General features: G+C 71.3%; 23 protein-coding genes and 1 other RNA gene. 13 read left to right on the top strand and 11 right to left on the bottom strand.

Annotation, left to right across the window (positions count from 1 at the left end; genetic code table 11):
* Nucleotides 1–8 precede the first annotated feature (8 nt).
* From ACIP63_RS07055 to ACIP63_RS07020, 8 genes are read right to left on the bottom strand one after another with little or no spacing between them, the layout of a single operon-like run.
* Nucleotides 9–956, bottom strand: coding sequence for a transketolase family protein (locus ACIP63_RS07055; protein WP_401512135.1), 948 nt, complete (start codon nt 954–956; stop codon nt 9–11).
* A complete protein-coding gene (locus ACIP63_RS07050; protein WP_401512133.1) occupies nt 953–1,798 on the bottom strand; it encodes a thiamine pyrophosphate-dependent enzyme in 846 nt (281 codons plus the stop codon). The genes ACIP63_RS07055 and ACIP63_RS07050 overlap by 4 nt, the downstream gene beginning before the upstream one ends.
* Nucleotides 1,798–3,654 (bottom strand): M20/M25/M40 family metallo-hydrolase, encoded by a 1,857-nt coding sequence (locus tag ACIP63_RS07045; RefSeq protein ID WP_401512132.1) that lies wholly within the window; start codon nt 3,652–3,654, stop codon nt 1,798–1,800. Before ACIP63_RS07045 ends, ACIP63_RS07050 begins: the two co-directional genes overlap by 1 nt.
* Nucleotides 3,651–4,724: an N-acetyl-gamma-glutamyl-phosphate reductase gene (gene argC / locus ACIP63_RS07040; RefSeq protein WP_401512131.1), complete on the bottom strand. Its 1,074-nt coding sequence runs from the start codon at nt 4,722–4,724 to the stop codon at nt 3,651–3,653. Before argC ends, ACIP63_RS07045 begins: the two co-directional genes overlap by 4 nt.
* The gene (locus ACIP63_RS07035; RefSeq protein WP_401512129.1) at nt 4,717–6,036 is read right to left on the bottom strand and encodes a DegT/DnrJ/EryC1/StrS family aminotransferase; all 1,320 of its coding nucleotides are present in this window, start codon (nt 6,034–6,036) and stop codon (nt 4,717–4,719) included. Before ACIP63_RS07035 ends, argC begins: the two co-directional genes overlap by 8 nt.
* Entirely contained in the window at nt 6,033–6,662 is a 630-nt protein-coding gene (locus ACIP63_RS07030; RefSeq protein ID WP_401512128.1) for a DegT/DnrJ/EryC1/StrS family aminotransferase, read from the bottom strand. The genes ACIP63_RS07035 and ACIP63_RS07030 overlap by 4 nt, the downstream gene beginning before the upstream one ends.
* Nucleotides 6,663–6,682: 20 nt before the next feature.
* A complete protein-coding gene (locus tag ACIP63_RS07025; RefSeq protein ID WP_401512126.1) occupies nt 6,683–7,564 on the bottom strand; it encodes a RimK family alpha-L-glutamate ligase in 882 nt (293 codons plus the stop codon).
* Nucleotides 7,561–7,749, bottom strand: a complete 189-nt coding sequence (locus tag ACIP63_RS07020; RefSeq protein WP_104786329.1) for a lysine biosynthesis protein LysW — start codon at nt 7,747–7,749, stop codon at nt 7,561–7,563. Before ACIP63_RS07020 ends, ACIP63_RS07025 begins: the two co-directional genes overlap by 4 nt.
* Before the next feature lie 230 nt (nt 7,750–7,979).
* On the opposite strand from ACIP63_RS07020, the gene ACIP63_RS07015 reads away from it, so the two are divergent.
* Both ACIP63_RS07015 and ACIP63_RS07010 read left to right on the top strand, forming a co-directional pair.
* Complete coding sequence (locus ACIP63_RS07015; RefSeq protein WP_401512124.1) at nt 7,980–8,894, top strand: hypothetical protein; 915 nt, start codon at nt 7,980–7,982, stop codon at nt 8,892–8,894.
* A gap of 126 nt (nt 8,895–9,020) precedes the next feature.
* On the top strand, nt 9,021–10,967 hold the full coding sequence (locus ACIP63_RS07010) for a helix-turn-helix domain-containing protein (RefSeq protein WP_401512122.1): 1,947 nt from the start codon (nt 9,021–9,023) through the stop codon (nt 10,965–10,967).
* Here ACIP63_RS07010 and ACIP63_RS07005 read toward each other — a convergent pair.
* Entirely contained in the window at nt 10,943–12,313 is a 1,371-nt protein-coding gene (locus ACIP63_RS07005) for an IS701 family transposase (RefSeq protein ID WP_401512121.1), read from the bottom strand. The two genes, ACIP63_RS07010 and ACIP63_RS07005, sit on opposite strands and share 25 nt — an antisense overlap.
* A gap of 308 nt (nt 12,314–12,621) precedes the next feature.
* On the opposite strand from ACIP63_RS07005, the gene ACIP63_RS07000 reads away from it, so the two are divergent.
* Nucleotides 12,622–14,157: an arginine decarboxylase gene (locus ACIP63_RS07000; RefSeq protein ID WP_401512119.1), complete on the top strand. Its 1,536-nt coding sequence runs from the start codon at nt 12,622–12,624 to the stop codon at nt 14,155–14,157.
* Nucleotides 14,158–14,161: 4 nt separating this feature from the next.
* On the top strand, nt 14,162–15,721 hold the full coding sequence (locus ACIP63_RS06995; RefSeq protein ID WP_401512117.1) for a class I adenylate-forming enzyme family protein: 1,560 nt from the start codon (nt 14,162–14,164) through the stop codon (nt 15,719–15,721).
* A gap of 31 nt (nt 15,722–15,752) precedes the next feature.
* Here the strand turns inward: ACIP63_RS06995 and ACIP63_RS06990 are convergent, their stop codons facing one another.
* Nucleotides 15,753–15,944, bottom strand: coding sequence for a hypothetical protein (locus tag ACIP63_RS06990; protein WP_104786324.1), 192 nt, complete (start codon nt 15,942–15,944; stop codon nt 15,753–15,755).
* 258 nt (nt 15,945–16,202) lie between these two features.
* On the opposite strand from ACIP63_RS06990, the gene ftsE reads away from it, so the two are divergent.
* The 5 genes from ftsE (at nt 16,203) to ssrA (ending at nt 20,118) form a co-directional block, all read left to right on the top strand.
* Nucleotides 16,203–16,892, top strand: a complete 690-nt coding sequence (ftsE, locus tag ACIP63_RS06985; RefSeq protein ID WP_031100680.1) for a cell division ATP-binding protein FtsE — start codon at nt 16,203–16,205, stop codon at nt 16,890–16,892.
* 23 nt (nt 16,893–16,915) lie between these two features.
* On the top strand, nt 16,916–17,836 hold the full coding sequence (gene ftsX, locus ACIP63_RS06980; protein WP_356708698.1) for a permease-like cell division protein FtsX: 921 nt from the start codon (nt 16,916–16,918) through the stop codon (nt 17,834–17,836).
* A 68-nt stretch (nt 17,837–17,904) separates the two neighbouring features.
* Nucleotides 17,905–19,092 (top strand): S41 family peptidase, encoded by a 1,188-nt coding sequence (locus ACIP63_RS06975; RefSeq protein ID WP_401512114.1) that lies wholly within the window; start codon nt 17,905–17,907, stop codon nt 19,090–19,092.
* A gap of 18 nt (nt 19,093–19,110) precedes the next feature.
* Entirely contained in the window at nt 19,111–19,599 is a 489-nt protein-coding gene (gene smpB, locus ACIP63_RS06970) for an SsrA-binding protein SmpB (protein WP_401512113.1), read from the top strand.
* Nucleotides 19,600–19,731: 132 nt separating this feature from the next.
* Nucleotides 19,732–20,118: a transfer-messenger RNA gene (gene ssrA / locus ACIP63_RS06965) on the top strand.
* Nucleotides 20,119–20,200: 82 nt separating this feature from the next.
* On the opposite strand, the gene ACIP63_RS06960 is transcribed toward ssrA, so the two are convergent.
* Complete coding sequence (locus ACIP63_RS06960) at nt 20,201–21,397, bottom strand: MFS transporter (protein ID WP_401512112.1); 1,197 nt, start codon at nt 21,395–21,397, stop codon at nt 20,201–20,203.
* 83 nt (nt 21,398–21,480) lie between these two features.
* On the opposite strand from ACIP63_RS06960, the gene ACIP63_RS06955 reads away from it, so the two are divergent.
* From ACIP63_RS06955 to ACIP63_RS06940, 4 genes are all read left to right on the top strand, one after another.
* Nucleotides 21,481–22,452: a LysR family transcriptional regulator gene (locus tag ACIP63_RS06955; protein WP_401512111.1), complete on the top strand. Its 972-nt coding sequence runs from the start codon at nt 21,481–21,483 to the stop codon at nt 22,450–22,452.
* A gap of 167 nt (nt 22,453–22,619) precedes the next feature.
* Nucleotides 22,620–23,273: a hypothetical protein gene (locus ACIP63_RS06950; protein WP_401512109.1), complete on the top strand. Its 654-nt coding sequence runs from the start codon at nt 22,620–22,622 to the stop codon at nt 23,271–23,273.
* Nucleotides 23,274–25,472, top strand: coding sequence for a glycosyltransferase (locus tag ACIP63_RS06945; RefSeq protein WP_401512107.1), 2,199 nt, complete (start codon nt 23,274–23,276; stop codon nt 25,470–25,472).
* A complete protein-coding gene (locus ACIP63_RS06940; protein ID WP_401512105.1) occupies nt 25,469–26,740 on the top strand; it encodes an acyltransferase in 1,272 nt (423 codons plus the stop codon). Before ACIP63_RS06945 ends, ACIP63_RS06940 begins: the two co-directional genes overlap by 4 nt.
* Nucleotides 26,741–26,890 lie beyond the last annotated feature (150 nt).

Genomic DNA, 26,890 nt, shown 5'->3' with positions numbered 1-26,890 from the left:
GAGAGGCCCTAGTGACCGGGCCCGCGCAGCTCGGCCGCGGCGGAGAGGACGGCGGGCAGATCCAGTCCGAGCCGGGCCATCACCTCGTGGTGGTCGCCGCCCTCGGCCGGCCAGGAGTGGCCCGCGTTCACGCCCACGACCTCGCACCGGGGCATCAGCAGCGCCAGGGCCTCGGCGGCACCGCCCTCGCGCCGGTGCTCCTCGACGACCACGAACCGGCTGTGGCTCCGGGCCAGTTCGGCGGCCGCCCGGGTCAGGTTGTCGTGGTCCAGGTACACGAGGTGGGCGTGGGCGAGCTCAGGGTGCCGCTCCCGTGCTTCCAGGGCGAGGCGGGTGCCCTCCTCGCCCACGGAGACCAGGCAGGGTTCGCCGCTCGAACCGGTGGAGTCCCAGGCGACCGGCGCGAGTTCGCCGTCCTGGCCGGGCAGGGAGGTGTACGCCGCGTTGCGTCCGGTGCGGATGTAGTGCGGCTTCCCCGACCGGGCCGCCGCGCGTACGACCGCCCGCATCTCGGCCTCGCCGTACGGCGCCGCGATGGTCACGCCGGGCACGCTGCGCAGGACCGCCAGGTCCTCCAGGCAGTGGTGCGTCGTGCCGAACCAGGCCCCGGAGACACCGGCGTACGGTGCGACGACGGTGACCCCCGCGTTCAGATAGCCCAGCGTCAGCTTGAGGCTCTCCGCCGCCCTGAGCGCCGCGAACGGCGCGAAGGTGGAGACGAACGGCCGGTAGCCGCCCACCGCCAGCCCGGCGGCCATGTCGACCATGGCGCCCTCGGCGATGCCCAGGTTGAAGAACCGGTCGGGATGGGCCCGTTGGAACGGGTGGTTCTTGCCGCCGAGGTCCGCCTCCAGGCAGACCACCCAGGGGTCCTCCTCGGCGATCCTGGTGAGCTCGTCGCGGTAGGCGTCCCGGCCCGGGAGCGCCGCGCGGGGCTCCGTGATCGTCGCCGTCATCGGATCGCTCGCTTCCACTTGGCGGCGCGCGCCGCGTCGATGGTGACGTAGTGGGAGGCGGCCTTGCCCTCCACGGCGGGCACGCCCTTGCCCTTCACCGTGTCGGCGACGACCGCGAGCGGCCGGGTGGCGTCCGAACGGTCGCCGGACAGCACCTCGGTGAGGGCGGTGAGATCGTGACCGTCCACCTCGGCCGTCTCGAATCCGAAGGCGGCGAAGCGCTCGGCGAGCCGCGGCAGGGGCGAGACGTCCGCGACCATGCCGTCGTTCTGGCCGCCGTTGCGGTCGACGACCAGCACGAAGTTGCCCAGCCGCTGGGCGGCCGCGACCTGGCAGGTCTCCCAGACGAGGCCTTCCTGCAGTTCGCCGTCGCCCGTCACGGCGATGCCGAGACCCGGCTTCCCGCCGAGTCTGCGGGACATCGCCCAGCCGGCCGCGTACGGCACACCGTGTCCGAGGCTCCCGGTCGGGAACCGCACACCGGGGACCTTGGGTCCGGGATGCCCGGTGTACGGGTGGCCGGCCATGCCGTACAGCGGCGCCGGGTTCTCGGGCAGGACGCCGTTCACGTACAGCGCCGCGTACAGCCCCGCGGCGGCGTGGCCCTTGCTGAGGACGACCTCGGTGCCGTCCCCGGACGAGGCCCGGTGCAGCGCCGCGATCAGGATGTCCAGCACGGAGAGGCTGCCGCCGAGGTGGCAGCCGCGCGGACTCGCCGCCATGTCGACGACGAGCCCGCGGGCCTCCAGCGCCCGCTCGGCCAGCAGGATGTGGCCGGCGTCGGGGGCGCCCACGGTGTCCGCCGTGTCGGCGGAGTCCAGGGTGTCGGTCAGTACGGTCATCATCGGCTCCCTTCCGGCAGGGCGAACCAGCGGGCCACCGCGTCGGCCAGGAGCGACCGCGCGGTGCGGTACTCCTCGGCGCCGATGCGCTCCTCGTCGGTGTGGTCGAGCGCGGAGTCGCCGGGGCCGTACGCGACCATCGGCACCCCGCGCCAGGTGGTGGCGAGGGTGTTCATGTCGGAGGTGCCCTTCTTGACCACGAACCTCGGCCGGATGCCGGCCTGGCCGAAGGCGCGGGAGAAGACCTTCACCAGGGAGCTCGTGCGGCCCCCGCTGTGGCCGGGGGTGGCCCGCTCCACCGCGATCTCCAGGGCGTCGTCGCCGTGCGAGAGTGCGGCCGTGCGCAGGGCGTCGAGGTCGGCGCCCGGCGGTACCCGGAAGTTGAGGATGCCGACGGCGCGGTGCCGCTCCCGGCCGGTCTCGCAGCGGACGTCGATGACGGCGCTGAGGGCGTCCGGGGCCTGCTCCAGCACCGAGGTCCTGATGGACTCGACGGCGCGGATCAGTGTGTCGGGGGCGGAGACGGCGTCCATGCCGGCCGAGTGACCGCTGTCGACCCAGGCCGTGACCCGCAGCTTGAACAGGCCGTAGTAGCCGAGCGTCAGCTTGTCGCTGCCACTGGGCTCGCCGATGACGACGGCGTCGGCCGGGTAGTGGTCGCGGGCGTGGAAGGCGCCCTTCGAGGAGGAGATCTCCTCCTCGACCGCGCCCACCACCCGCAGCCTGCCGTCGGCGGGGACCTCGGCGGTGGCCAGCACCTCCAGGAAGGCGGCCAGGCTGCCCTTGGCGTCCACGCTGCCGCGGCCGTGCAGTTCGCCCTCGCGCCACTCGGCGGGCCAGTGGTGCGGAACGGTGTCCAGATGGCCGAGCAGCAGCAGGCCCCGGTCCCCGGCGCCCTTGGTGGCGACCAGGTTCCCGGCGGCGTCGATCTTGGCGTCGATGATGCCCCGCTCGGTGCACCAGTCGACCAGGTAGGCGGCCAGTTCGTGCTCGTCCCCGGAGACCGACGGGACCCCGACCGCACGGCCGAGCAGCGTCAGGTCCGTCTCCGGGGCGGTGCCGCGCCAGAAGCGGGTCCAGCCGGCCGGGTCGGCCAGCGTGTGCGGCCCGGTGATGGCGATGTCGGCGCTGCCGCCCTCCAGTGCCATCTCGGCGGCGCGCACCTTCTGCCGCATCCTGCCGCCCGCGTACCGGGCGGCTTCGCCCTGGTGCGCGTGGGGCAGCGTAGAGGCCGGGTCCGAGGGGTCGGTGAGCAGCCCCGCGGTGCCGGTGACCAGGCGCAGGTGGTCGGCGCCCAGCGCGTTGGACAGGGCGGCGGCGAGCACGTCGGCGTCCACGTTCAGCGGGGCCCCGCCGTCCCGGTCACGTACCGGAGCGGAGAGGCACACCACGTCGTACGCCTCCAGCAGCGCCTTCAGCCGGGCGGTGTCCGCCTCGACCGGTACGCCTGCCCGGTGGTCGCGGACCACCCGGGTGCGGCCCTCGGGGCTCACCGTCTTCAGCGGCCGGTTGGCGCGGCCGGTGACCAGGCCGCCGCGTGCGGCGACCGCGGTGAAGACGTCGAGACCGAGCGCGCGCAGGCCGTCCTCGACGGCGGGCAGGGTGACCCGCTCGTAGGCGTCGACCAGGTGCGTCATCTCGGCGGGCGGGCAGTAGCGCACCGCGTCGCCGTTGGCGAGCCGCAGTTCGGGCATCGGCCGGCCGAGGGCGGCGTAGTGCCGCTCGATGCCGACCGCACCCCCCGCGACCAGCAGCAGACGGGCGCCGCGGCCGACGAGTGCGGCCAGTTCGGTGTGGATGGTGCCGCGGTCGAGGGTGGCGCTGCCGACCTTGACCACGTACAGGGGGCGGGTCACGGCGCCACCGCCGCGCAGCTGAGACCGGTCCACTCGGTGTAGCCGAGGGCCAGGTTCATCGCCTGGACGGCCTGGCCGGCCGCGCCCTTGATGAGATTGTCGATGGCGGAGATGGACACGCACTGGTTCCCCTCGACGGAGACCGCGACCTCGGCGATGTTCGAGCCGACGACGGCCTTGAGCATCGGGAAGTCCTGCGGGGCCTTCGGCGACGGACGCACCCGCACGAACGCCTTGCCCGTGTACGCCTTGGCGTAGGCGCGCTTGACGTCGAGCGGGCTGACGCCGTCCTTGAGCCGGCTGTACGCCGAGATCAGGATGCCCCGCGGCACGTCGAGGCTGTGCGTGGAGAAGCGCAGCTCGGGTGCCGTACCGGTGAAGTGCTTCAACGCCTGGGTGATCTCCGGCAGATGCCGGTGCCCGTGCAGCTTGTGGACCCGGAAGTTCCCGGAGCGCTCCGCCGGCTGCTCGGAGCCGCCGCGGCCGCCGCCGGTGGAGCCGGTCTTCGCGTCGACGACCACGTCCTGTTCGGCGAGGTCCTCGGCGAAGAGGGGGTACAGCGCGTAGACCGTCGCGACGGCCATGCAGCCGGGCAGGTTGATGAACCTGCCCTCCGGCAGGGACTCCGACAGGTCCGGTACGAAGTAGTCGAAGGCGTCGGCCGGCGGATGGGCCACCGATGCCGGGTAGTGCTTCGCCAGCTCCTGCGGGTTGTCGAGCCGGAAGTCCCCGGCCAGGTTGAGCACGTACTTCGCGCGGTCCGCGATCCGCGGGAGCCGCTCGGGCAGGGCGCCGGTGGGCAGGCAGGTGATCGCCACGTCGACCTCGCCCAGCTGGTCCAGCGGACGCAGCTTGATGCCGGCGAGCCGCGGATGGTTGCGCAGCCACGGGTGGACGGCGCCCACCTGCTTGCCCGCACCGCGCTCGGCGGACAGGAACGCGAGTTCCACATGGGGGTGGTTGAGGAGCAGCCGGATGACTTCGCCGCCGGTGTAGCCGCTCGCGCCGATCACGGCGACGCGGATCTTCCCGTCGGAGAACGTGCTCTGGAAGGTCGTCTGCTCAGCCAAGGCGGGCCGCCTTCTCATAGGGACGGCGGTAGTCGCCGGCCTCGACGAGCTTGCGGATGGCGTCCGGGCGCCGGGCGACCTTGGTGAAGGCGTCCGCGTAGCGCAGCGCCCGCTCGTACTCGACCGGTGAGCGCAGCTCGCGGCAGAGGACGAGGGTCGAGTCGAGCATGGCGAGGGTCGCCGGGAAGTCCTCGGGCCTGTGGTCGCGTACCGCACCCGGGTTCAGCGTGAACGGGTAGCCGTTGCCGAAGCCCGCACGGTGTACGAACGGCAGGTGGCAGGGGATCGGGGTGTTCTGCCACTCGCGGGCCGGCACGCCCTCGGCGACGAGCAGTTCGTGCACCGCCTCCTTGACCGCCCACACCGGGAGGTCCTCCAGACCGATGGCCTCGGGCACCAGGGTGATCCGGTACATGTTGTAGGCGTGGACATGGCCCTCGGGGACGTACGGCGCCCGGAAGAATCCGGTGGCGTCGATGGTCTGCGCGATCAGGCGCGCGTTGCGGGCCCGTACCTCGTCGTAGTACGGCAGGCGCTCCAGCTGGCTGTGGCCGAACGCCGCGGCGACCCACGACATCTCGTAGTCGATGCCGTTGCGCACGGTGTAGTCGGAGGCGCGTCGGTGGGCCTCCTCGGTGGCGAAGAAGGCGATACCGCCCTCGCCGCCGAGCGGGAAGTTCTTGTCGGCCATCAGGCTCTGTCCGGCGGCGTCGCCGAACGATCCGGCGATACGGCCGCCGATGCCGGCCGAGTGGGCGTGCGAGGCGTCCTCGACGAGCGCGATGCCGTGCTTGTCGGCGAGGGCGCGCAGCGCGGGCACATCTGCCGGCAGGCCGTGCACGTGTACGGGCATGATGGCGCGGGTCCGGTCCGTGACCGCTGCCGCAGCCGCCGCGGGGTCCATGCAGTACGTCCGCGGGTCGATGTCGACGAACACCGGTATGGCGTGGGCGGCGACGACGGCCTGCGCGGTGGCGATGAAGGTGAACGCCGGGACGATGACCTCGTCGCCCGGCCGCACGCCGGCGCCGACGAGGGCCAGGTGCAGGCTGGAGGTGCCGCTCGCGGTGGGCAGCGCGTACTCCGCGCCCACGTAGGCGCGGTAGGCCTCGGCGAAGTCGGCGACGACCTTCTCGGGCGCTCTCCGCTGGGAGAGCATCAGGTTGAAGACGTCCTCCTTGGTGATGATCGGGAAGAGCGTGCGGCGCAGCTCCTTGGGGATCAGCGCCTCGCCGCCGAGGGCGGCCAGCTCCGAGGTGAGCTCCTCGGCGGAGGGCAGCGGAAGCGGGGCGGAGGGAAAGTCGGTGATCATGACGTGGCTCCGGTGGTGAGGGGACGCACGGCCTGGCTGAGGGCCATGCGGGCGCAGGCCGCTACGAGCGGGCTCAGCCGGTAGTTGAACTGCACGCCGGGGATCAGGTCCGCCTCCGACTCCTCCTGCGTCCACATCGTGCGCAGGTCGTAGGCGCCGAAGATCTTGAGCCGCTCGGCGCGTGCCCAGACGGTGCGGTCGTCGGTCAGTACAGCGGCGGCGGGGCCGAAGCCGAGACCGGTGAGGTCGACGACCAGGGCCGGTGCCCGCAGGGCCCGGGCCTGCTCGTCGAGCAGGTGGGCCCGGCCGGCGTCCAGCGAGATGTGCTCGAAGACGGCGGGACCCGGCTCCTCCGCCACGCCGACGCCGAGCCAGTTCAGGAACGCGGCGTCCTTGGGGGACAGTTCGGGCACGCTGACGGTGTCTCCGTGCCCGATGCCCTGACCGGCGAGCGCCGCGTGCACGGCTGCGCTGCGGCTGTTGACGAGCACGGCGTGCGCGCGCCCGGTCCGCTTGGTCAGCAGGCGTTCCAGGCCGGGCAGTTCGCGGTCGCTCTTCTCGATGCTCATGACCACACCGGAGGTCATCACCCGGGTGAGCACGGTGGCTGTGTCGAACGGTTCCATGAGATCTGTCTTCCTTCGTGTCACGCGGCCGCGGGAAGCGTGGTGTCGCTGCACAGTTCCGCGATGTACGCGGCCAGATGGCCTGCCACGTTCACGCCGTGTACGGCGGACGAACGGGCGAAGTCGGGATTCGCGTTCACTTCGAGGACCAGGAGCTCGCCGGTGGCGAGATCCTCGATGAGATCGATTCCGTAGAAGCCCTCGCCCAGCGCGTCGACGACTTGCGCACAGAGCTTCTCGATCGGACCGGTGATCTCCAGCCGTTCGATCCGGGCGCCCAGGTGCGTGTTGGTGCGCCAGTTGTCCGAGACCCGCTGGATGGCGACCACGGGGGTGCGCCCCACCACCACGACCCGGAGGTCGTGGCCCGGCTTGTCGATGTACTGCTGCACCAGGACGGGGAACAGCTTGCCGCCGGCGTCCGCCGACTCGCGTCCGCCGACCCACGCCTCCAGGCAGTCCGTGTCGGTCACCTTGGTGACCCCGCGCCCCCAGGAACCGCTGACGGGCTTGATGACGGCGGGCAGGCCGAGCTCCGTCACGGTCCTGCGCACCTGGTCGTAGCTGAAGGTGTGGCGGGACACCGGGTGCGGAATGCCGTGCCGGGCGAACAGCAGGGCCTGGAGGCCCTTGTCGTTGCAGGTCTCGATGGTGGCGGCACGGTTGAGGGCCGTCACGCCGGTGAATTCGAGTCGTCGGGCGACCCCGACCGCCTCGCGGTGGGACAGGTTGCGGATCACCGCGAAGGCGGGCGGGGGCGTCACCCCCGACACCACCTCGGCGAGGTCCTCCGCCAGCAGCGGCCGGACGTTCAGTCCCTCTTCGCGCAGTGCGTTGAGGAGGAGCTTCTCGTCCGGCCGCAGCATGGTGACCGAGAGCAGTACCTCGGGGGCGTCGGTCACTCGCCCCAGTCCTCTTCGACCTCGGGGGCCAGGGCGACGCGTACGACGGCGTCATCCTTCTCGACGATCTCGTGCTCCTGCCCGCAGGCGCCGCACTCGGTTATCTCGCCCCGCTCCCAGTCGTCCTGGATGTCGAAGTCCGTGTCGCACACGAGGCACTGCGGTACGGAAATGGTTGCAGGCATTGCGGTCCTCTCGTCTCGTCGGGCACCGGGCCGGTGACCGCAACGAACATCCCGTTCCCGTGGCGAGGCGGCAAAGGGCGGGGAGGAATTCCGTCAACTGCCCCGGAATAAGTCAACTGTGCGCTGCGGGACTGACGGAGAACGGCGGACGTGACGGAAGAACGGAGGACTTGACGGAGAGCGGGAGCGCGGCTGTCGCATGGGCGCGGGCTCCTCTAATCTCGGCTCCCATGATCAGCCCATTGGCAGCCGCGCTGTTGCGGCAACTGGCCGCCGAAGGCGTGGCCGGCTGGCTGGCGGAAGACGCGTCGGCACCCTTCGCACCGGCCCGGCTGCGCAGGTTCGCCGAGGACGGGAACTTCAGCGGTCTTCTCTCCGCCTCCGGGTCCGCCGACGCCGTACGCGAGGCCTGCGACGCGCTCCTGTGGGTGTACGAGGCGGCGGACGGCGACGCCGGACTGGTGTCCGCCGCCGTGGACCGCGAGACGAGCCTCGCGGTGGACAGGCCCAATCTGCTGGTGCGCATCGCGCCCGACGGCCCCGGTCTCCGGGCGGTCACCGCGACGGTCGCCGCCGGGCTCGGTGTCGACGTGTCGCCCGTCCGCTCGCTGGACAGCTGTGTCGACGCCATGGACGCGTACTTCAGCGGACTGGAGCTGGCGCTCGCCGGGGGGCTGAGCCTGCGCCGGCTGGCCGCCGTCATCTCGGTGCCGGTGGGGGAGATCGACGCGGAGGTCGACGCCCGGCTGGCCCGGCTGGCGTCGCCGGAGGCCCTGCGGCATCGGGGCACGGCGGCGCTGGCGGTCGCCAGGCTGGCGTTCCGGACGCGTGAGGAGCGGCTGGGCGACGAGTGGTGGCGGGTGCTCCGCGCCGCCGGTGCGCGGCCGCCCCGGCTGGTGTGGACGGCGCCCCTGCCGCACCGGCTGACCGCACTGGTGGGGTGGCGGACCGCGCAGGCGGTGTCCGTGGAAGTGCTGGAGGAGGCCGTGGCCCACGGGGTGCCGAACGGCGACACGCTGCTGAAGGCGGACGACGCGGGGCGGGCCGCCCTCGCGGCCCTCGACGAGGTGGGCATCGACATGACGGAGGTGTTCCGGGCCCTCGGGGCCCGCGGCGGTGACCCGGTCACCCTCGACCCGCTCTGACCAGGGGCTTGACTTCCGCCCTGGGACGGTTGACCGAACCAGCTCACAGGTTTTAGGTTCACGGAAGGATGTTCGCGGTCCTACGTCCCGGAGACCCTGGGGCGGCCCTGGGGGAGGGAACGACCATTGCCGAGCGAGGACCCTTCAGTACGTGAGGCTCTGTTCAGGCTGTTCGAGTTACTGGCGGCGGAAGCACCCCCGGAGCGCTTCGAGGAAGTGATCCGCACCGCGCTGCCCGACCCCGCGGACACCGAGTCGGCCGCGCTGCTCGACCGGGCGAGGGGCCTCGCCCTGGACATCCACAGTCTCTTCGCCCGCCGGCACCAGCGCGAGGCGGGGCTCGCCGCGCTGGTCGACACCGCGAGGGAACTGACCCTGCCCTACGAGCTCGACGTGCTGCTCAAGGTCATCACCCGCCGCGCCCGGTTGCTGCTCAACCTCGACATGTCGTGGATCAGCTTCCACGATCCGGCCGAGGACTGTTCGTACGTCCGGGCCGCCGACGGGCACGCCTCCGCGATCACCGTGGGCTTCCGCATCCCCGGGACCGGCGGTCTCGGCAACCGGTCCGGGTCGCAGTCCATCCCGTTCTGGTCACCCGACTACCTGGACGACGACGGCTTCCCGCACTCCGGGGCGATCGACGACGTGGTGCGTGCCGAGGGGCTGAGGGCCCTGATGTCCGTGCCGCTGCACGACGGCGACCACGTCTTCGGGGCGCTGTACGTCGCCGACCGGAAGGTGCGCCACTTCGCGCCCGACGAGATCACCCAGATGTCGTCGCTCGGCGACCTGGTCTCCGTGGCGATCAAGAAGGCCCGGCTCCTCGCCCAGGCCAGGGACGAGATATCCGAGCTGGAGCTCGACTCCTCCCGTGCCATGGACTTCTTCTCGGCGGCCCGCCATCTCCGTGAGACCCAGAGCCGCTTGATCGACCTCGTGCTGCGCGGCCGTGACCTGCACGAGCTCACCGCCGCCGCTGCCGGGGCCCTCGACGGCGCCCTGCTGGTGCGTGACGTGGCCGGGCGCGACCTGGCGGCCACCGGTGCGGTCACCGCCCTCGACGAGGACGCGCTGCTGAAGACGGTCCTCGACGCGCACACCGAGCGGGCCCCGATCCGGTCGGCCGAGGGCCTCTGGTGCTGCCCCGCGGCCGCGGGCGACGAGATCCTCGCCACCCTCGTCTTCGAACCGCGGGAGGCGGCCACCGACATCACCGCCCAGCTGCTGAGGATCGTCGCCCAGGCCGTCGCCGTACAGCTGCAGGTGCAGCGCAGCGCGGCAGCCGCCGAAGGGCACATGCGTGACCAGCTCTTCCACGAGCTGCTCAGCTCCTCGCGCTACACACCGGATCAGCTCGCCGAGCGGGCCCGGAGACTCGCCGTGGACCTGACGGAGCCTCATGTGGCCGTGGTGGCACGCCCGGAGGGCGGGGCGCAGGGCAAGGCCGTCGTGTGGGCGTCCTCGTACGCCTACCGGCTCTCCGGCCTGAAGACCACGGACGGCGGATGCATCGTCCTCCTGCTGCCGGGCACCGACCCGGGGGCGGCGGCGCGCGCGGTGTCGAGCGAGCTGTCCTCGGTCCTCGGCCATCCGGTGACGGCGGGCGCGGCCGGGCCGATCACCAGCGCCGTGACGATCGTCCAGACGTACCAGGAGGCGCGGCGCTGCCTGGACGCGCTGACCGCGCTGGGGGGTGACGGGGCCACCGCGTCGCCGCAGGAGCTGGGCTTTCTCGGCATGCTCCTGTCGGAGCAGCCGGACACCGTCGCCTTCATCGCGTTCACCATCGGGCCCGTGCTGGACTACGACACCCAGCAGTGCACCGAGCTGGTGCGCACCCTCGAGGCCTACTTCGCCGCCGGGAGCAGCCCCACCCGCGCGGCCGAGAGCCTGCACGTGCACCCCAACACCGTCTCGCGGCGGCTGGAGCGCATCACCGATCTCCTGGGCACGGGCTGGCAGGAGCCCGTGCGCGCCCTGGAGGTCCAGCTCGCCCTACGGCTGCACCGCGCCCGGCACACGCTCCGCAAGGGCGGTGCGCCGCCTCACGCCGAGGCGCCCGCGACATAGGGGGTGGGCACGCGCCCCGGCCGGACCGTGCGGACCTGCCCGGGAACGGAGGGGACGGAAGGCACCAGCGTGGGCCCCGTGGAGTGCGGATGGTCCCGTGACCAGGTCTGGTGGGGCATCGTGACCGGGGTGTGCGCGGCGACCGGGAAAGGCGCCCGCAGCGTGTTCTCGCCCCAGCCCGTCCCGCCCAGCAGCGCCGCCGCGTGGGCGACGGAGGCCAGGGTGATGTGCCGGTGCCAGCCGCGGAAGGAGCGGCCCTCGAAGTCCCGCAGCCCGACCCGCTCCCCGACCTCGGTGAAGTCCCGCGAGACGCGGCGGGCGAGCCTGCTCATCCGCAGGAGCGCGGGCACGGGGGCCTGCGTCATGTCGGTGAGCAGCAGCTCACCGGCCGGCCGCAGCGGATCGTTCCACACCCCGAGCAGCAGCAGACTGCGCTGCCCCCGCCCCGGCACGACGGTCCGGGCGAACGGCGCCCGCTGCGCGAACGCCACCGGCACGGCGACGACCAGCGCGCCCGAACCGTCCCGGCGCACCGCGTGGCGCAGGCCCTTGACCGCCTCGACGATCTGCTGTGCGGACACCGCGCCGGCGCCGTAGCCGGGGAGTGCCGGATCGGCCACGGCCAGCCGGCTCGACGGCCCGATCCTGGCCAGTACGGGGACGCCGGAGTCGCCGAACTCCCGCATCAGCATGGGGAGGTCGTGCCCGCAGGCGTTCAGCAGCAGCGGCCTGCGCGGCACCGGCCAGCGGTTCATCGTCTCCAGGACCGTCGCGACCGCGCACTCGTCCGGCGACTCCGCGACGGTCTCCGCGGGAATGTCCGCGCGCCGGCGCCTGGAGCTGTCCTGCAGCCAGTACTCCGGCAGATGCAGCCGCCAGTTGACCGGGACGCTCATCTCCTCCGAGGCGAACCACAGGCCGAAGGCCCGCTGTCCGGGCGCCTCCCCGCTCGCCGCCGGACCCGCGGTCACCCCCACCGACTGGTCACCCGCCTTGGGGATGGACATCTGCTGCAGCACCCACGCCTGGGGCGGCACGGTCCGCTGCACATAGCCGGCCAGCGCCTCCCGGACCGGCGCCCAGTCCCAGGTGGAGCTGGAGATGAAGTGCTGGAGGCTCTGCTCGGCAGCCGAACCTCCCACGAGGGACGCGATGTTGCGCATGGTCTTGCGCCCGCCCACGGTCAGCAGCCCGCGCAGGTACTGCTCCCCCTTCGCGCGCTGGTCCCTCCTCCGCAGCGAGGCGGAGAACACCGCGGCGGCGAGTTCGGAGACCACATCGGACGGCTCGGCGCCGTCCGGGAATCCGGCGAACACATCCTTGGTCTGTTCCAGGTCTCCACTCATACGTCAACGGTGGCCCCTGAAGGGGGTGGCGGACGAGGTGCGCCGGGCACCAGATCGCTCCCGGTGATGGTGGGCGGACCACCACCACCCCCGCGCTCCGCGGTCCCGAACCCCCGATGTGCGCCCCGGGAGGGTGTGGCGTGACCACCACTCCCGCCGCCGAGGTGACGGAGCAAGTGACGGAACACCTGACGAAGTCACCCGCATCTGACGGGGCCGGGACGCGGCCCTGTCACACCCCGGCGGGGCTACGCAGAGTGGGTCCACGGCACCCTCGCGGGTGTTCCCTCACCTCCTGGAGCACTGCCATGCCAGAAGCCGGCAGCGGTACCGCTGTACGTCCGGGGCCCGGGGCCCTGCCCGCCTCGGCGAGCGGTGCACCGCTCGCCGAGGCGGTGCTCTCCGTCGCCCGTCGGGACATCGCCTCGTTCCACGCCCTTCCCCTGTCGCACGGGGGTTCCATCAGGAACTCGAAGATCCGTGATGTCTACGAAGCGCTGTTCGGGCAGGCGCAACTCGCCTCGGAGGTGTCGTACAGCGGCACGATGCTCGACTCGTTCTTCCGGCCGCGCGGACCGCTGCGCGCCGCGCAGCAGCTCGCGGCGGCGAGCTTCGGCGCGGACTCCACCGTCTTCCTGTCCGCCGGGACCAGCACCGCCAACCGGGTCGCGCTCGGCGCCCTCGTGCCGCCCGGCGGCCGGGTGCTCGCGGACCGCAGCTGCCACCAGTCCGTGCACTTCGCGCTCGGCGACATGAACGCCACGACGGAGTACGCGCCGATGCGCCGGTGCTGCGCCGACTGCCCGCGGACCTTCGCCGATCTGCGGCAGCTGCTCGACATGTTCGCCCTCGCCGTCGCCGAAGGCGTGCCGTACGACACGGTCGTGCTGTCCGCCGTCTCCTACGACGGTGTCCGCTACGACATGCCGGCGCTGCTGAGCGCCCTGGCCGAACTGCACCCCGCCGTGTCCGTCCTGGTCGACGAGGCCTGGGGAGCCGTCCACCGCTACCATCCGCGGCTCCAGCCGCTGACCGCCCTGGAGGCGGTGAGGCAGCTGCGCGAGTCCGATCCCGGGCTGCCGATGACCGTCGCGGTCACCCACTCCGCGCACAAGTCCATGTCGGCGCTGCGGCAGGGCTCGTACCTGCATCTGATGGGCGACGGCGAGATGCAGGAGCGGATCGCCCAGACGCTGTTCCAGTACCACACCACCTCGCCGAGCTGGCCCGTGCTGGCCAGCCTCGACCTGGCCCGACTGCAGGCGGAGGTGGAGGGCGAGGCGCTCCTGGACCGCTCGCTGAACCTGGCCAGGACCCTGCGCACCGAGATCCGGACGGACCCCCGGCTCTCGGCCTACCGCACGCTCGGACCCGAGGGACATCTGGGCGAACCGGGCCTGCTGGTCCACGACGACCCCACCCGCGTCCTGGTGGACATAGGCGCGCTGGGCATCACCGCGGCGGAGTTCCGCCGCATCCTGTTCGACGAGTACGCCCTGTACGTCGCGCGGGAGAGCGGCGACGCCGTCGTCTTCCACGTCCACATCGGCGTCGACGAGGGGATACTCCTGCGGCTGCTGGACGCCCTGCGGACCGTCCAGCGCACCTACCGGGCCGCTTCGGAGGCCCTGGCGGGGGATGTCGCCGAACACTTCATCATCGCGTACCCGCCGGGCATCCCGATCACCGTGCCCGGCGAGAAGCTCTCGGACCGGACCCGCGGCGAGCTCGACGCGCTGCGCACCAGCGGGGTCGAGATCTACACGCTGCGCCAGGGACGCACAACGGCGGTCGCCCCCCTCGGCGGAACGGCGGACACGGCGGCCACAGCGGATACGGAGTGAACAGATGCTCAAACTCGCGGACATTCGCAGGAACGCCGCCCGGCGCCCGGACGACACAGCGATCGTCGACGGCCCGGACCGCCTGACCTGGCAGCAGTTCGAGGAACGGACGGCCCGTGTGACGGCCGGACTGCACGCGGCCCTGCCTCCCGGGCGCCCGGCCCGGGCGGCGTTCGTCGCCGAGAACAGCTGGCAGCTGGTCGTCGTCATGGCCGCCTGTGCGAGCCTCAACATCCCCTGCGTCGGCCTCGACCACACCGCGTCCCCCGAGGCGACGGCGCGCGCCCTGGAGCAACTGCGGCCCACCGTGCTGATCAGCACCACCAGGTGCCGGCCGCTCCTGGAGAGCGCGGGCGTACCCGACCTCGGCCGTGACGACGTGCTCACCGTCCACCTGGACGGCTCCACCGAGGGCGCCCCGACGTACGCCTCCCTGGCGGCCACCCGCCCACGCGAAGTGAAGCCGGTGGAACAGCCGTTCGCGACGTACTGCTTCACCTCGGGTACGAGCGGTACGCCCAAGATGGTGATCCGGAACTTCTCCTTCGAGGAACGCCGGCTCACCGCGCTGGTCGACCAATTCGCGTTCGGCCCGGACGACGTGCACCTGGTGACGGTCCCGCTCTACCACTCCTCGGGGCCCGGCTGGGCGCGGGTCTTCCTGGCGCTCGGCGGCAGGATCGTCCTGTGCCCGGAGGGGGACGGGGCGGACATGGCCCGGCTGATCCGGACGGAGGGCGTCACCACCACCCTGATGGTTCCGCCGGTTCTCGCCTCCCTGGTCTCGCACCCCGCCTCCGAGGACCTGGCCGCCACGTCCCGGCTGCGGTTCGTGCTCTCCGGCGGGCGGCAGCTCAACCGGTGGCTGATCGGGAGGGCCTGGGAGCGCCTCGGGCCGGTGCTGCACCTGTACTACGGCACCACCGAGACCGGTCTGAACACCCTGATCACCCCGGACGAGCTGCACACCGTCCCCGGCAGGGCCGGTAGGGCCTGGGAGGGCAGCACCCTCGCGGTGGTCGATTCCCAGGGGCATCTGCTCCCGCCGGGCGTGCGGGGCCGTGTCGCCATCGCGAGCTACCAGCTCATGGACGACTACGCCAACGCGCAGCCCGTGTTCCTGGACCTCGACCCGGGCGACGGCGACGGACCGCGGCGCTTCCTGCTCACCGGCGACAGCGGGGTGCTCGACGCACAGGGCCACCTCGAACTCACCGGCCGTACGGACGGTGTCTCCAAGGTGGACGAGACGGCGCCGCTGGATGTGAACGTCTTCGGTCTCGAGTACGACCTGATGGACCTGCCCTGCGTGCGGGACACGGTGGCCCTCCGTGTCGACCTGCCCACGCTCGGTGACGCGCTGGTGGTGCCCTTCGTCCCGGTCTCCGCGGAGCGTGAGCCGGGGGGCCTGCGGGCCGTCCGGGCCGCCTGCGCCGGCCGGGTGCCCTGCCTGCCCGCCCATGTGCTGCCGGTCGCGTCGATCCCGTACAGCCCGACGGGCAAGGTGCGGGCCGCCGAGCTGCTGGAACAGGTGCTACCGCGGGTGCTCGCGGGAGAGGGGTGAGAAGGGTGCGTGGCCGGGTGTGACCGCCCGGTCACACGGCCTGGTGCACGAGCAGTGCCAGGGCGGCCGTAAGGATCACCATCAGGGCGATCAGCATCGCGGGGTTCAGCCCTGCGAACGGGCCGTCCTCCTGCATGCGCTCCCGGCTCGCCCGGCAGACGCTGCACCGGCCCTCGCTCACGGGAGCCGCGCAGTTCGCGCATACCAGTCGGTCATAGGTCATGCGCTTTCCTCCTCCCGCGCGGCGGAGCCGCCTACGCTTTCTCTCCGCACAACGCTCCGGGGAACCCAACCGTTCCCCCTACCACTCTGCCAGGTCGCGGGGGTTTCGGCGCGGCTCACGGGTACAGGTCCGGCACGCCCCGGTTCGTGCGCCGTCGCGTTCCGTCACATAACGCCCATTGCCGGACGCCGACTGCACGCGTGAGTCCGGTTCGCGTATGGTCACGCTCACCTACTCCCGGCCGACCGTGGTGCATCCGTGATCCGATTCGACAACGTCTCCAAGACCTACCCGAAGCAGAGCCGTCCAGCTCTCCGGGACGTCTCACTCGACATCGAGAAGGGCGAGTTCGTCTTCCTGGTGGGCTCCTCCGGCTCCGGCAAGTCCACCTTCATGCGGCTCATCCTCCGCGAGGAGCGCGCCAGTCAGGGCATGGTCCATGTGCTCGGCAAGGACCTCGCGCGGCTGTCCAACTGGAAGGTGCCGCAGATGCGCCGCCAGCTGGGCACGGTCTTCCAGGACTTCCGGCTCCTCCCCAACAAGACCGTCGCCGAGAACGTGGCCTTCGCGCAGGAGGTCATCGGCAAGCCGCGCGGTGAGATCCGCAAGGCAGTGCCGCAGGTTCTCGACCTCGTGGGCCTCGGGGGCAAGGAGGACCGCATGCCCGGTCAGCTCTCCGGTGGTGAGCAGCAACGTGTCGCGATCGCGCGGGCGTTCGTCAACCGCCCCATGCTGCTGATCGCGGACGAGCCGACCGGCAACCTCGACCCGCAGACCTCCGTGGGCATCATGAAGCTGCTGGACCGGATCAACCGGACCGGCACCACCGTGATCATGGCGACCCACGACCAGAACATCGTCGACCAGATGCGCAAGCGCGTCATCGAGCTCGAGCAGGGCCGTCTCGTCCGTGACCAGGCGCGTGGCGTCTACGGCTACCAGCACTGAGCATCGAGTACTGAAAGGACGCCATGCGCGCCCAGTTCGTCCTGTCGGAGATCGGCGTCGGTCTTCGTCGTAACCTCACGATGACCTTCGCGGTCGTGATCTCCGTCGCCCTCTCGCTCGCCCTGTTCGGCGGTGCGCTGTTGATGCGCGAGCAGGTCAGCTCGATGAAGACCTACTGGTACGACAAGGTCAACGTCTCGATCTTCCTCTGCAACAAGAACGACGCCAAGGACGTGCCCAAGTGCGCCAAGGGCGCCGTCACGGCCGAGCAGAAGAAGGAGATCAAGGCCGACCTGGAGAAGATGGAGGCCGTCGAGAAGCCGGTCCTCTTCGAGACGGTCGACCAGGCGTACAAGCACTACCAGGAGCAGTTCGGCGACTCGCCGATGGCCGGCAACATCACGCCGGACCAGATGCAGGAGTCGTTCCGCGTCAAGCTGAAGGACCCGCAGAAGTACAAGGTCGTCGCGACGGCCTTCGCGGGCCGTGACGGGGTGCAGTCCGTCCAGGACCAGCGGAGCATCCTGGACAACCTCTTCGGGCTGATGAACGGCATGAACGTGGCCGCGATCTTCCTGATGGGGCTGATGCTGGTCATTGCGCTGATGCTCATCGTGAACACCGTCCGCGTCTCGGCGTTCAGCCGGAGACGTGAGACGGGCATCATGCGGCTGGTGGGGGCCTCGGGCTTCTACATCCAGATGCCGTTCATCATGGAGGCCGCCTTCGCCGGCCTGATCGGCGGGCTGCTCGCCTGCGTGATCCTGATAGCGGCGCGGTACTTCCTGATCGACGGCGGACTGGCGCTCCAGGAGAAGCTGAACCTGATCGACTTCATCGGCTGGGAAGCGGTTCTCACGAAGCTTCCGCTGGTCCTCGCGATCGGGTTGCTGATGCCCGCGGTTGCCGCCCTCTTCGCGTTGCGCAAGTACCTCAAGGTGTGACGAGCGCCCCGTCCCGCATGCGGCCAACGGACCGTGTGCGGCCGGGGCGTTGTCCTACACTCGGCCACATGCCGGGCCTTACGTACCATTTGAAACCCCGCGGTCTCCGCCGCGGGGCGGCCCTGACGCTGGTTTTCGCGAGCGTGCTGGCCACTGCCGCGGCCACCGGGTCCCTGCCCCGTGAGGACGGTGCGGGCACGGACATAGAGGCCCGTGCGGTGTCGTCCACCGTCGGTCCCGTGGACCGCGAGGAGATCGCGGACGCGGTCGCCGAAGCGGAGGCCGACGGCAAGTCCGGTGCGGACGCCGCCGAGGAGGTCGTCAGCCGCAGCGGTGACCGCTGGGGCGCGGTCTACGACGAGCGGGAGTACGAGGAGTTCGAGCAGGCCCTCGACGGCTCGTACACCGGGGTGGGGATCTCCGCCCGCCGCTCGGCCCGTGGCGACGTCACCGTGACCGGGGTCCGGTCCGGTGGACCGGCGGACCGGGCAGGGGTCCGCAAGGGCGACCTGCTGCGCACCGTGGACGGCCGTCCGGTCGAGAAGCGCCCCGTCGCCGAAGTGGTCGCGCAGCTGCGCGGGGACCGCACGAAGGCGGCGGAAGGCTCCTCCGTGGTCCTCGGGCTGAGCCGGGGCGGGCACTCCTGGACCACGACCCTGCGCAGGGCCAGGCTCAGCACGGATCCGGTGAGCGTCCGGCGCCTGGGCCCGGACCCCTCCGCCGCTGTCCTGATCAAGGTCGCCGCGTTCACCAAGGGCACCGGCACCGCGGTCCGCGACGCCGTGGACGAGGCGCCCGGGGACGCCGGGATCCTCCTGGACCTCCGGGCCAACGCGGGCGGCCTGGTCAGCGAGGCCGTGACCGCCTCCTCGGCCTTCCTGGACGGCGGGCTCGTCGCCACGTACGACGTGCACGGTGAGCAGCACGCCCTGTACGCCGAGCCCGGCGGGGACACCGGCCGGCCCGTGGTCGTCCTGGTGGACGGCGGCACGATGAGCGCCGCCGAGCTGCTGACCGGGGCGCTGCAGGACCGGGGGAGGGCGGTGACCGTGGGGTCACGCACCTTCGGCAAGGGCTCCGTGCAGCTGCCGAGCAAGCTCCCGGGCGGTTCGGTGGCCGAGCTGACCGTCGGGCAGTACCGGACCCCGGCGGGCCGCACCGTCGAGGGGAGCGGCATCTCGCCGGACGTCGGGGCGGGTCCGGAGGCCCAGCAGCGGGGCGAAACAGTATTGAGTGGCCTCGGGGGTGGGTCGTAGTGCGAAAATGACCGCACTATGGCCAAGGAAAAAGACACCGGGCGCAAGATGATTGCGCAGAACAAGAAGGCGCGGCACGACTACCACGTCCTCGACACCTACGAGTGCGGTCTCGTGCTCATGGGCACGGAGGTCAAGTCGCTGCGGATGGGCAGGGCGTCGCTGGTCGACGGCTTCGTCCAGATCGACGACGGGGAGGCGTGGCTGCACAACATCCACGTCCCCGAGTACGTGCAGGGCACCTGGACCAACCACGCGGCCAAGCGCAAGCGCAAGCTGCTCCTGCACAGGGCCGAGATCGACAAGCTGGCGTCCAAGTCGCAGGAGACGGGCCACACGATCGTGCCGCTCGCGCTGTACTTCAAGGACAGCCGCGTCAAGGTCGAGATCGCGCTCGCGAAGGGCAAGAAGGAGTACGACAAGCGCCAGACGCTGCGCGAGAAGCAGGACACGCGGGAGACGAACCGCGCGATCTCAGCGGCCCGCAGGCGTCAGCGCAGCGCGTAGCCGGACCGGCGCGGCGCGTGGCCGGGGCCCCGCCCCCCGGAGCCGCCGGAATACAGTGGCATCCGCGTGCGTTGGTCACGTACGATGGGCCGTGCACCCCACAGAGGGTGTGCGTAGTTGAAAAAACAACATGGGGATGATCGGTTTCGACAGCGGATGTCGAAGCAGGGGAAGCGAGTCGAGGAAGCGGCAATGATCTCGTAAACCATATGTCGCAAACAATAATCGCCAATTCCAAGCGCGATTCCTCCGCCTTCGCCCTCGCTGCCTAATTAGCAGCTAGCGAAGACTCTGCGGAGTGTCAGCCCGGGGTTGATCCCGACCCGGATCCTGGCATCAACTAGGGATCTAAACTTCTAAGCCCGGTCACGGGGCTTGGAAGGAAATCAAACAGTGACTGGGCCTGTCGGAGGCTTGTTCGCGTGACCTCCGGGGCCGAGAAAAGCGTAGCGAACTGCACTCGGAGAAGCCCTGGTTCCGCACCGTTGGACGCGGGTTCGATTCCCGCCATCTCCACAATTCCCATGTGAACGAGGACCCCGCTGCCCCTGGCAGCGGGGTCCTCGTTTTCTCGGAGTCCTCGTTTTTTACGTGGTCCCCTTCAGGCCTTGCGTGTTCCCGCGGACGCCACGGCCAGGGCGAGGGCCGCCGCGCACACCGGTGCCGCGTAACCGCTCACCGTCCCGGCGTGCTCCACCGTCCAGCCGCCCGCCGCGGACCCCGCCGCTATGCCGCCCAGCAGCGCGGTGACGGCGAGCGTCATGCCCTCGTTGAGCTGCGCCTGCGGGGTGAGCCGCTGGATCAGCGTCATGCCGGTGACCATGGTGGGCGCCGTCGCCGCCCCTGCGAGCAGCAGGCAGCCCGCCAGGACGAGCAGCGAGTCGGTCGTGGCCGCGGCGATCAGGGGGAGCGACATCAGTACGGTCATCCCGGTCAGGCAGAGCAGCAGCCGCCGTCCGACGGCCGCCGCCGGGCGCAGCGACCCGTACAGCAGCCCGGCGACGCAGGAGCCGCCGGCCTGGAGTGCGAGGATCGCGCCTCCGGCGTGGGCGATCGAGACGACCTCCATCGCCCCGAAGACCGCCCCCGTCGCCAGGAAGACGGCGAGCAGGGCGGGGATGCCCGGGGTGCGCAGCGGAGAGGCCGCCCATGCGCGGGGGGCCACCGGCGGTTCGGTCGCGCGCTGCGCGGCGAAGACCAGGACGCCGGTCATGAGCAGGATCGCGCCGGTGAGCGTGCCGGCCTCGGGGAAGAGTGCCCCGCACAGGGACGCCGCGAGGACCGGGCCGAGCATGAAGCACAGCTCGTCGGCGGCCTGTTCGAAGGAGTTCGCCGTGTGCAGGGCCGCCGGGTCGCCCCGGTGCAGATGGGCCCAACGGGCCCGTGACATGCCGCCGGTGTTCGGGGTGGTGGCCGTGGCGGCGTAGGCGGCGAAGAGCGTCCAGACCGGTGCGCCGTAGTGCACGCAGAGGACCAGGGACAGCGAGCCGAGCACGGCGACCGCGGTGGCGGGCACGGCGATCCTGGCCTGCCCGTAACGGTCGACCAGGCGCGCCGTCCAGGGGGCGACCACGGCGGTCGCGGCCAGTCCGGTCGCGGTGACGGCCCCGGCCAGGGCGTACGAGCCGTGCGCCCCGGCGATCATGATGACGGCGCTGACGCTGAACATGCCCATAGGGAGCCGGGCGAGGAGATTGCCAGCGGTGAACGCGCGCGCTCCGGGGGTGGCGAGGAGTCGCAGGTAGGGATTGGAGGGGGCGAGGGCGGGCGGGGCCGGGGTGGCGGTTTCATGAGGCACGTGTCCACCCTCGGATCGAGCGGCCTGCGGCGTCCAACACCTGATGAGGGCCCATTGACGCACTTCTGTTGTAAATTGGCCCCGTGGCCGCCACCGACATCGATCCCCGTCTCCTCCGCGCCTTCGTCACCGTGGCGGAGGAACTGCACTTCACCCGGGCCGCCGCCCGGCTCTACGTCGCCCAGCAGGCGCTGAGCCGGGACATCCGCCGGCTGGAGCGGGAGCTGGGCCGGGAGCTCTTCGTCCGCACCACCCGGCAGGTGTCGCTCACCACCGACGGGGAACGCCTCGTCCCGTACGCCCGCCGGGTGCTCGACGCGCACGCCGCGCTCTCCGCCGCCTTCACGGACCCGGCGGACCGGCCGTTGCTCGTCGACCTCAACACCGACGGGATGACGGCGGCCCGCGTGCTGGCCCGCGCGCGGGAGCTCGCGCCGGAGTGCGAGCTGATGGCGCGCTTCGAGAGCGGGCTGACCTGGGCGGCCGGCGAGGTGCTCGCCGGGCGGCTCGACGTCTCCTTCGGGCGGGCCGCCGGGCTCGAACCCGCGGTGCTCGCCCAGCTCTCCGTACAGCCGGTGCGGTACGAGCCGATGGCTGTCCTCCTGCCGCACGGTCATCCTCTGGCCGGGCGCGATGAGGTCGCCATGAGTGACCTGACCGGTGAAACCGTCTACGCCGGGGCGGGCAATGCGCGCACGCTGGAGTGGACGGATCTCGCGGCAGCGCTCTTCGCGGAGTGGGGCGTCGTCCTGGCCCCACCAGCCCCGCTCGCCGTCGGGGTGGCCGAATTTCAGCGTGTGATGGCGAAGACCGGGAACCCCGTGCTCGCCGTCGCGGGCTTCCCGCCGCTGCCGGGGACGGTGCTGCGCCCGCTCGTGCGGCCGGTGCCGCTGTCGCCGCTGCTGATGGTGTGGCGCAAGGGGCTCGACCACCCCGGCCTCTCCGCGTTGCGTGCGGCGGCGGCCGAACTCGCCGCGACAGAAGGATGGATGGTACGGCCACCGACATCGTGGCTACCGGAAGCGGATGTGTCACTTATGAGTCACTGTTCATGAACAACAGGCGATACGGCCGTCTTCCGGTCGCCGGGGTGCGCTACATTCGGGGTTTCGGGTGCTCGGTGGCAGGTGGCGCGCGGACGGGGTGGGGGCCCGGTCCGATGGCACGATTCCAGTCATTTCCCGCGCACCTGTTTCATTGAGTGGGGGAAGTGCGATCACCTGTGGAAAATTGGCGCGAAGGTACCCGGACCGGGCACACGCATGAGCCGAACGACGTCACCGTCCAACTGGACGGGCTCGGGCGTCAGCTCGCCGAACTGCCGGTCGAACCCGGCCGTCCGGAGCCGTCCGACGGTCCGGTCTTCGTCGACGAGAGCGGTCGCCGGAGCAAGACGTACAGGCGGGTGGGCTGGGTGCTCGCCACGATCTGCGCGGTGTACGCGGTGACCCTCGTGGTCGCCGTGCTCGGAGGGAATTCCAGCGCTCCCTGGCTGCCGCTCTCCGGGCAGGAGGGGAAGCACGCGGAAGAGATCGAGGTGCGGCCCGCTCCGAGTGACGCCGCCGTGTCCGAGAGCCCCGGAGCGACGCCCAGCGCCTCCGCCCCGGCCTCCGGCACCGTGACGGCCCCTGCGTCGGAGGGCGCCTCCGCGTCCGGGTCCGCCGGGCCCGGCGCGAGCGCCTCGGCCTCCTCGTCCAGCAAGCCTCCCCGCACCGGGACCTCTTCGGCCCCCGTCGCCCCGGGCGGCGCGGTCTCCGATCCGCCGACCGGTGACCCGTCGGCGCCGGCCACCACCGAGCCGTCCGTCGACGACAGCCCGCCGGCTTCGCCGGGCCCCTCGGAATCGCCGGTGCAACCACAAGAAGGCGTTCAGTAGATGACAACCCCCGTTTCGCGGGGCAGGCACAACCGGAAGAAGAAGCGGACCGCCAGGCGCAGACTTCCCATGCGCTATCTGCTTCCGTCCCTCCTTCTTGTGGCCCTGCTCGCCATGCTCATGCTGCGCGGATACGTGCACAGCGAGATCCTCGCCGACCACCGTGTCCAGCCACCCGCTCCCACCACCCAGGTACCTGACAAGGTGCTCGAGGGCGGTCCGGTCATCGACGCCCGCGTCGCGGGCGAGGAAGCCGAGACGCTCCGGATACCCGACCACAAGATCGTCCTGACCTTCGACGACGGCCCCGACCCGGTCTGGACCCCGCGTGTCCTGGACGAGCTCAAGAAGCACCACGCGCACGGCGTCTTCTTCGTCACCGGCACCATGGCCTCGCGCTATCCGGACCTCGTCGAGCGGATGGTCGACGAGGGACACGAGGTCGGGCTGCACACCTTCAACCACCCCGACCTCTCCTTCCAGTCCACCAGCCGCATCGACTGGGAGCTCTCGCAGAACCAGCTGGTACTGGCGGGCGCGGCCGGCATCCGCACGTCGCTGTTCCGGCCCCCGTACTCCTCGTTCTCCGACGCCATGGACAACAAGTCCTGGCCGGTCACGCAGTACATCGGCAGCCGCGGCTACCTCACCGTCGTGAACAACACCGACAGCGAGGACTGGAAGCGCCCCGGCGTCCACGCGATCATCGAGCGCGCCACACCCCGGCACGGCAAGGGCGCGATCATCCTGATGCACGACTCCGGAGGCGACCGGTCCCAGACCGTGGCCGCCCTGGGGAAGTTCCTGCCGAAGATGCAGGAGCGGGGCTACGACTTCACCAACCTGACGTCGGCGCTCGGCGCCCCCAGCGCGCACACCCCGGTCACGGGGTTCGCGCTCTGGAAGGGCAAGGCGTTCGTGGGGGCGGTGGAGATCTCCGAACACATCACCGGCGTCCTGGTGGTGGGCCTCGCCGTCATCGGCGTGCTGGTGATGGTCCGCTTCGGCCTGATGCTGCTGCTGTCCTTCCTGCACGCCAGGAAGGTGCGCCGCAGGAACTTCAGCTGGGGCGAGGAGTTCACCCGGCCCGTCTCGGTCCTCGTCCCCGCGTACAACGAGCGTGAGTGCATCGAGGCGACCGTCCGTTCGCTGGTGGCGAGCGACTACCCGATCGAGGTCGTCGTCATCGACGACGGCTCGACGGACGGCACGGCCGACCTCGTCGAGGCGATGTGGATCCCGAACGTCCGGGTCGTGCGCCAGCGCAACGCCGGCAAGCCCGCGGCCCTCAACAACGGCATCGCGCACGCCCGTTACGACATCGTCGTGATGATGGACGGCGACACGGTCTTCGAACCCTCCACCGTGCGCGAGCTCGTGCAGCCGTTCGCCGATCCCAGGGTCGGAGCAGTCGCCGGCAACGCCAAGGTCGGCAACCGCGACTCGCTGATCGGCGCCTGGCAGCACATCGAGTACGTGATGGGCTTCAACCTCGACCGCCGGATGTACGACCTCCTGGGCTGCATGCCCACCATCCCCGGTGCGGTCGGCGCCTTCCGCAGGGAGGGGCTGGAGCGGATCGGCGGCATGAGCGAGGACACCCTCGCCGAGGACACCGACGTCACCATGGCCCTGCACCGCGACGGCTGGCGCGTCGTCTACGCGGAGAACGCCCGCGCCTGGACCGAGGCTCCCGAGTCCGTGCAGCAGCTGTGGTCGCAGCGTTACCGGTGGTCCTACGGCACGATGCAGGCCATCTGGAAGCACCGCCGCGCGGTCATCGAGAAGGGGCCCTCGGGCCGCTTCGGACGGGTGGGCCTCCCGTTCGTCTCCCTGTTCATGGTCGTCGCCCCGTTGCTGGCGCCCCTCATCGACGTCTTCCTGCTGTACGGACTGGTCTTCGGCCCGACGGGGAAGACGGTCGCGGCCTGGTTCGGCGTCCTGCTGGTGCAGGCCGTCTGCGCCGCGTACGCCTTCCGGCTCGACCGGGAGCGCATGACGCATCTGATCTCCCTGCCGCTCCAGCAGATCCTCTACCGGCAGCTGATGTACGTCGTGCTGCTCCAGTCCTGGATCACCGCTCTCACCGGTGGCCGGCTGCGCTGGCAGAAGCTGCGCCGCACGGGCGTGGTGGAGGCACCGGGCGGCACCCAGAACCGCCGTAAGGACACGGACAAGGACCGGAGGCCGGTGGCATGACCTTCCCCGACCAGGGGCACGCACCGGCCGGTGCCGCCCGCACCGCTCCGCTGCCCGTCCCACCCGCCCCCGCGGCGTACCCGGAGCACGTCCCCGCCGCCCGGGGGCCCGTGGGGGAGGTCCCCGCGCCCCGCGCCAAACCCGGGCGTGACCGCTACCTCGATCTGCTCAGGGCCGTGGCCCTCGTCCGCGTCGTGGTCTTCCACCTCTTCGGCTGGGCCTGGCTGACCGTTCTCTTCCCGTCCATGGGCGTGATGTTCGCCCTGGCCGGTTCGCTGATGGCCCGCTCGCTGGCCCGGCCGGCGGGCAGCGTCATCCGCAGCCGGCTGCGGAGGCTGCTCCCTCCGATGTGGGCGTTCTCGCTCGTCGTCGTACCGGTGATGTTCGCGCTGAGCTGGAAGCCCGTCCGGGAGGAGGGGCTGTGGTGGTTCGTCAAGCTCGGCAGCTACCTCTTCCCGCTCGGCTCGCCTCCGTACCCCGAGGAGAGCGGTTCCACCGGCGGGTGGCTGGAGCTGAGCTGGGCCGACCAGGCGGTGGGACCGCTCTGGTACATCCGGGCCTACCTCTGGTTCGTGCTCGCCTCGCCGCTGCTGCTCAAGGCGTTCCGCAGGCTGCCGTGGGCCACGCTGCTCGCCCCGGTCGCCCTCACCGCCGTGATCGGCACGGGCCTCGTGACCGTCCCCGGCACCTTCGGCGAGGGGCTCCTCGACTTCGCCGTGTTCGGATCCTGCTGGATCCTGGGCTTCGCCCACAACGACGGACTGCTGAAGGAGATCCCGCGCTACCTGGCGGTCTCCTCCGCCGCGATCGTCATGGGATTCGGCCTGTGGTGGGCGTCCGGGCACCTCACCGAGGAGGGCTGGAACCTGGACGAGATCCCGCTCGCCCAGGCCACCTGGTCCCTCGGCTTCTGCGCGATCCTCTTGGTCTACGCCCCGTCCTGGCAGAAGCTCCCCGGCAGGCTCGCCGGCTGGGACAGCCTGGTCACGCTGGCCAACAACCGGGCCGTGACGATCTACCTGTGGCACAACCTGCTGCTGATGGCGGCCGCGCACCTCGTGGACGAGCTCTGGAACATCCCGTGGTTCGGTGACACGTTCGATACCTATATAGAACAGTCGTACGAGGTGCTGATCCTGATCGCGATCTGGCCGCTCATCGGCCTCGCCATCCTGGCCTTCGGCTGGGTCGAGGACGTCGCCGCCAAGCGCCGGCCGCGCCTGTGGCCGAACGGGGCGGCCCGGACGGGCGGGTCCCGCAGGGCCTGATCCGGACGACAGGGGTGCGGCGGGCGGCTCACCGCACCCCCGACGGCCGAGTGAGAGCAAGGTTGCGCACCGGTCACGTCAGGGCACCGTGCCGAAACGCGGACTCCCTAGCGTCGGCAGGACAACACCCCGACCCCTGTGGAGGCGCGT

It is taken from the genome of Streptomyces sp. NPDC088746, assembly GCF_044751065.1.
Taxonomy (GTDB): Bacteria; Actinomycetota; Actinomycetes; order Streptomycetales; family Streptomycetaceae; genus Streptomyces.
The sequence above is the reverse complement of the archived record's forward strand: the minus strand, read 5'-3'. Positions and strand labels throughout refer to the sequence as shown.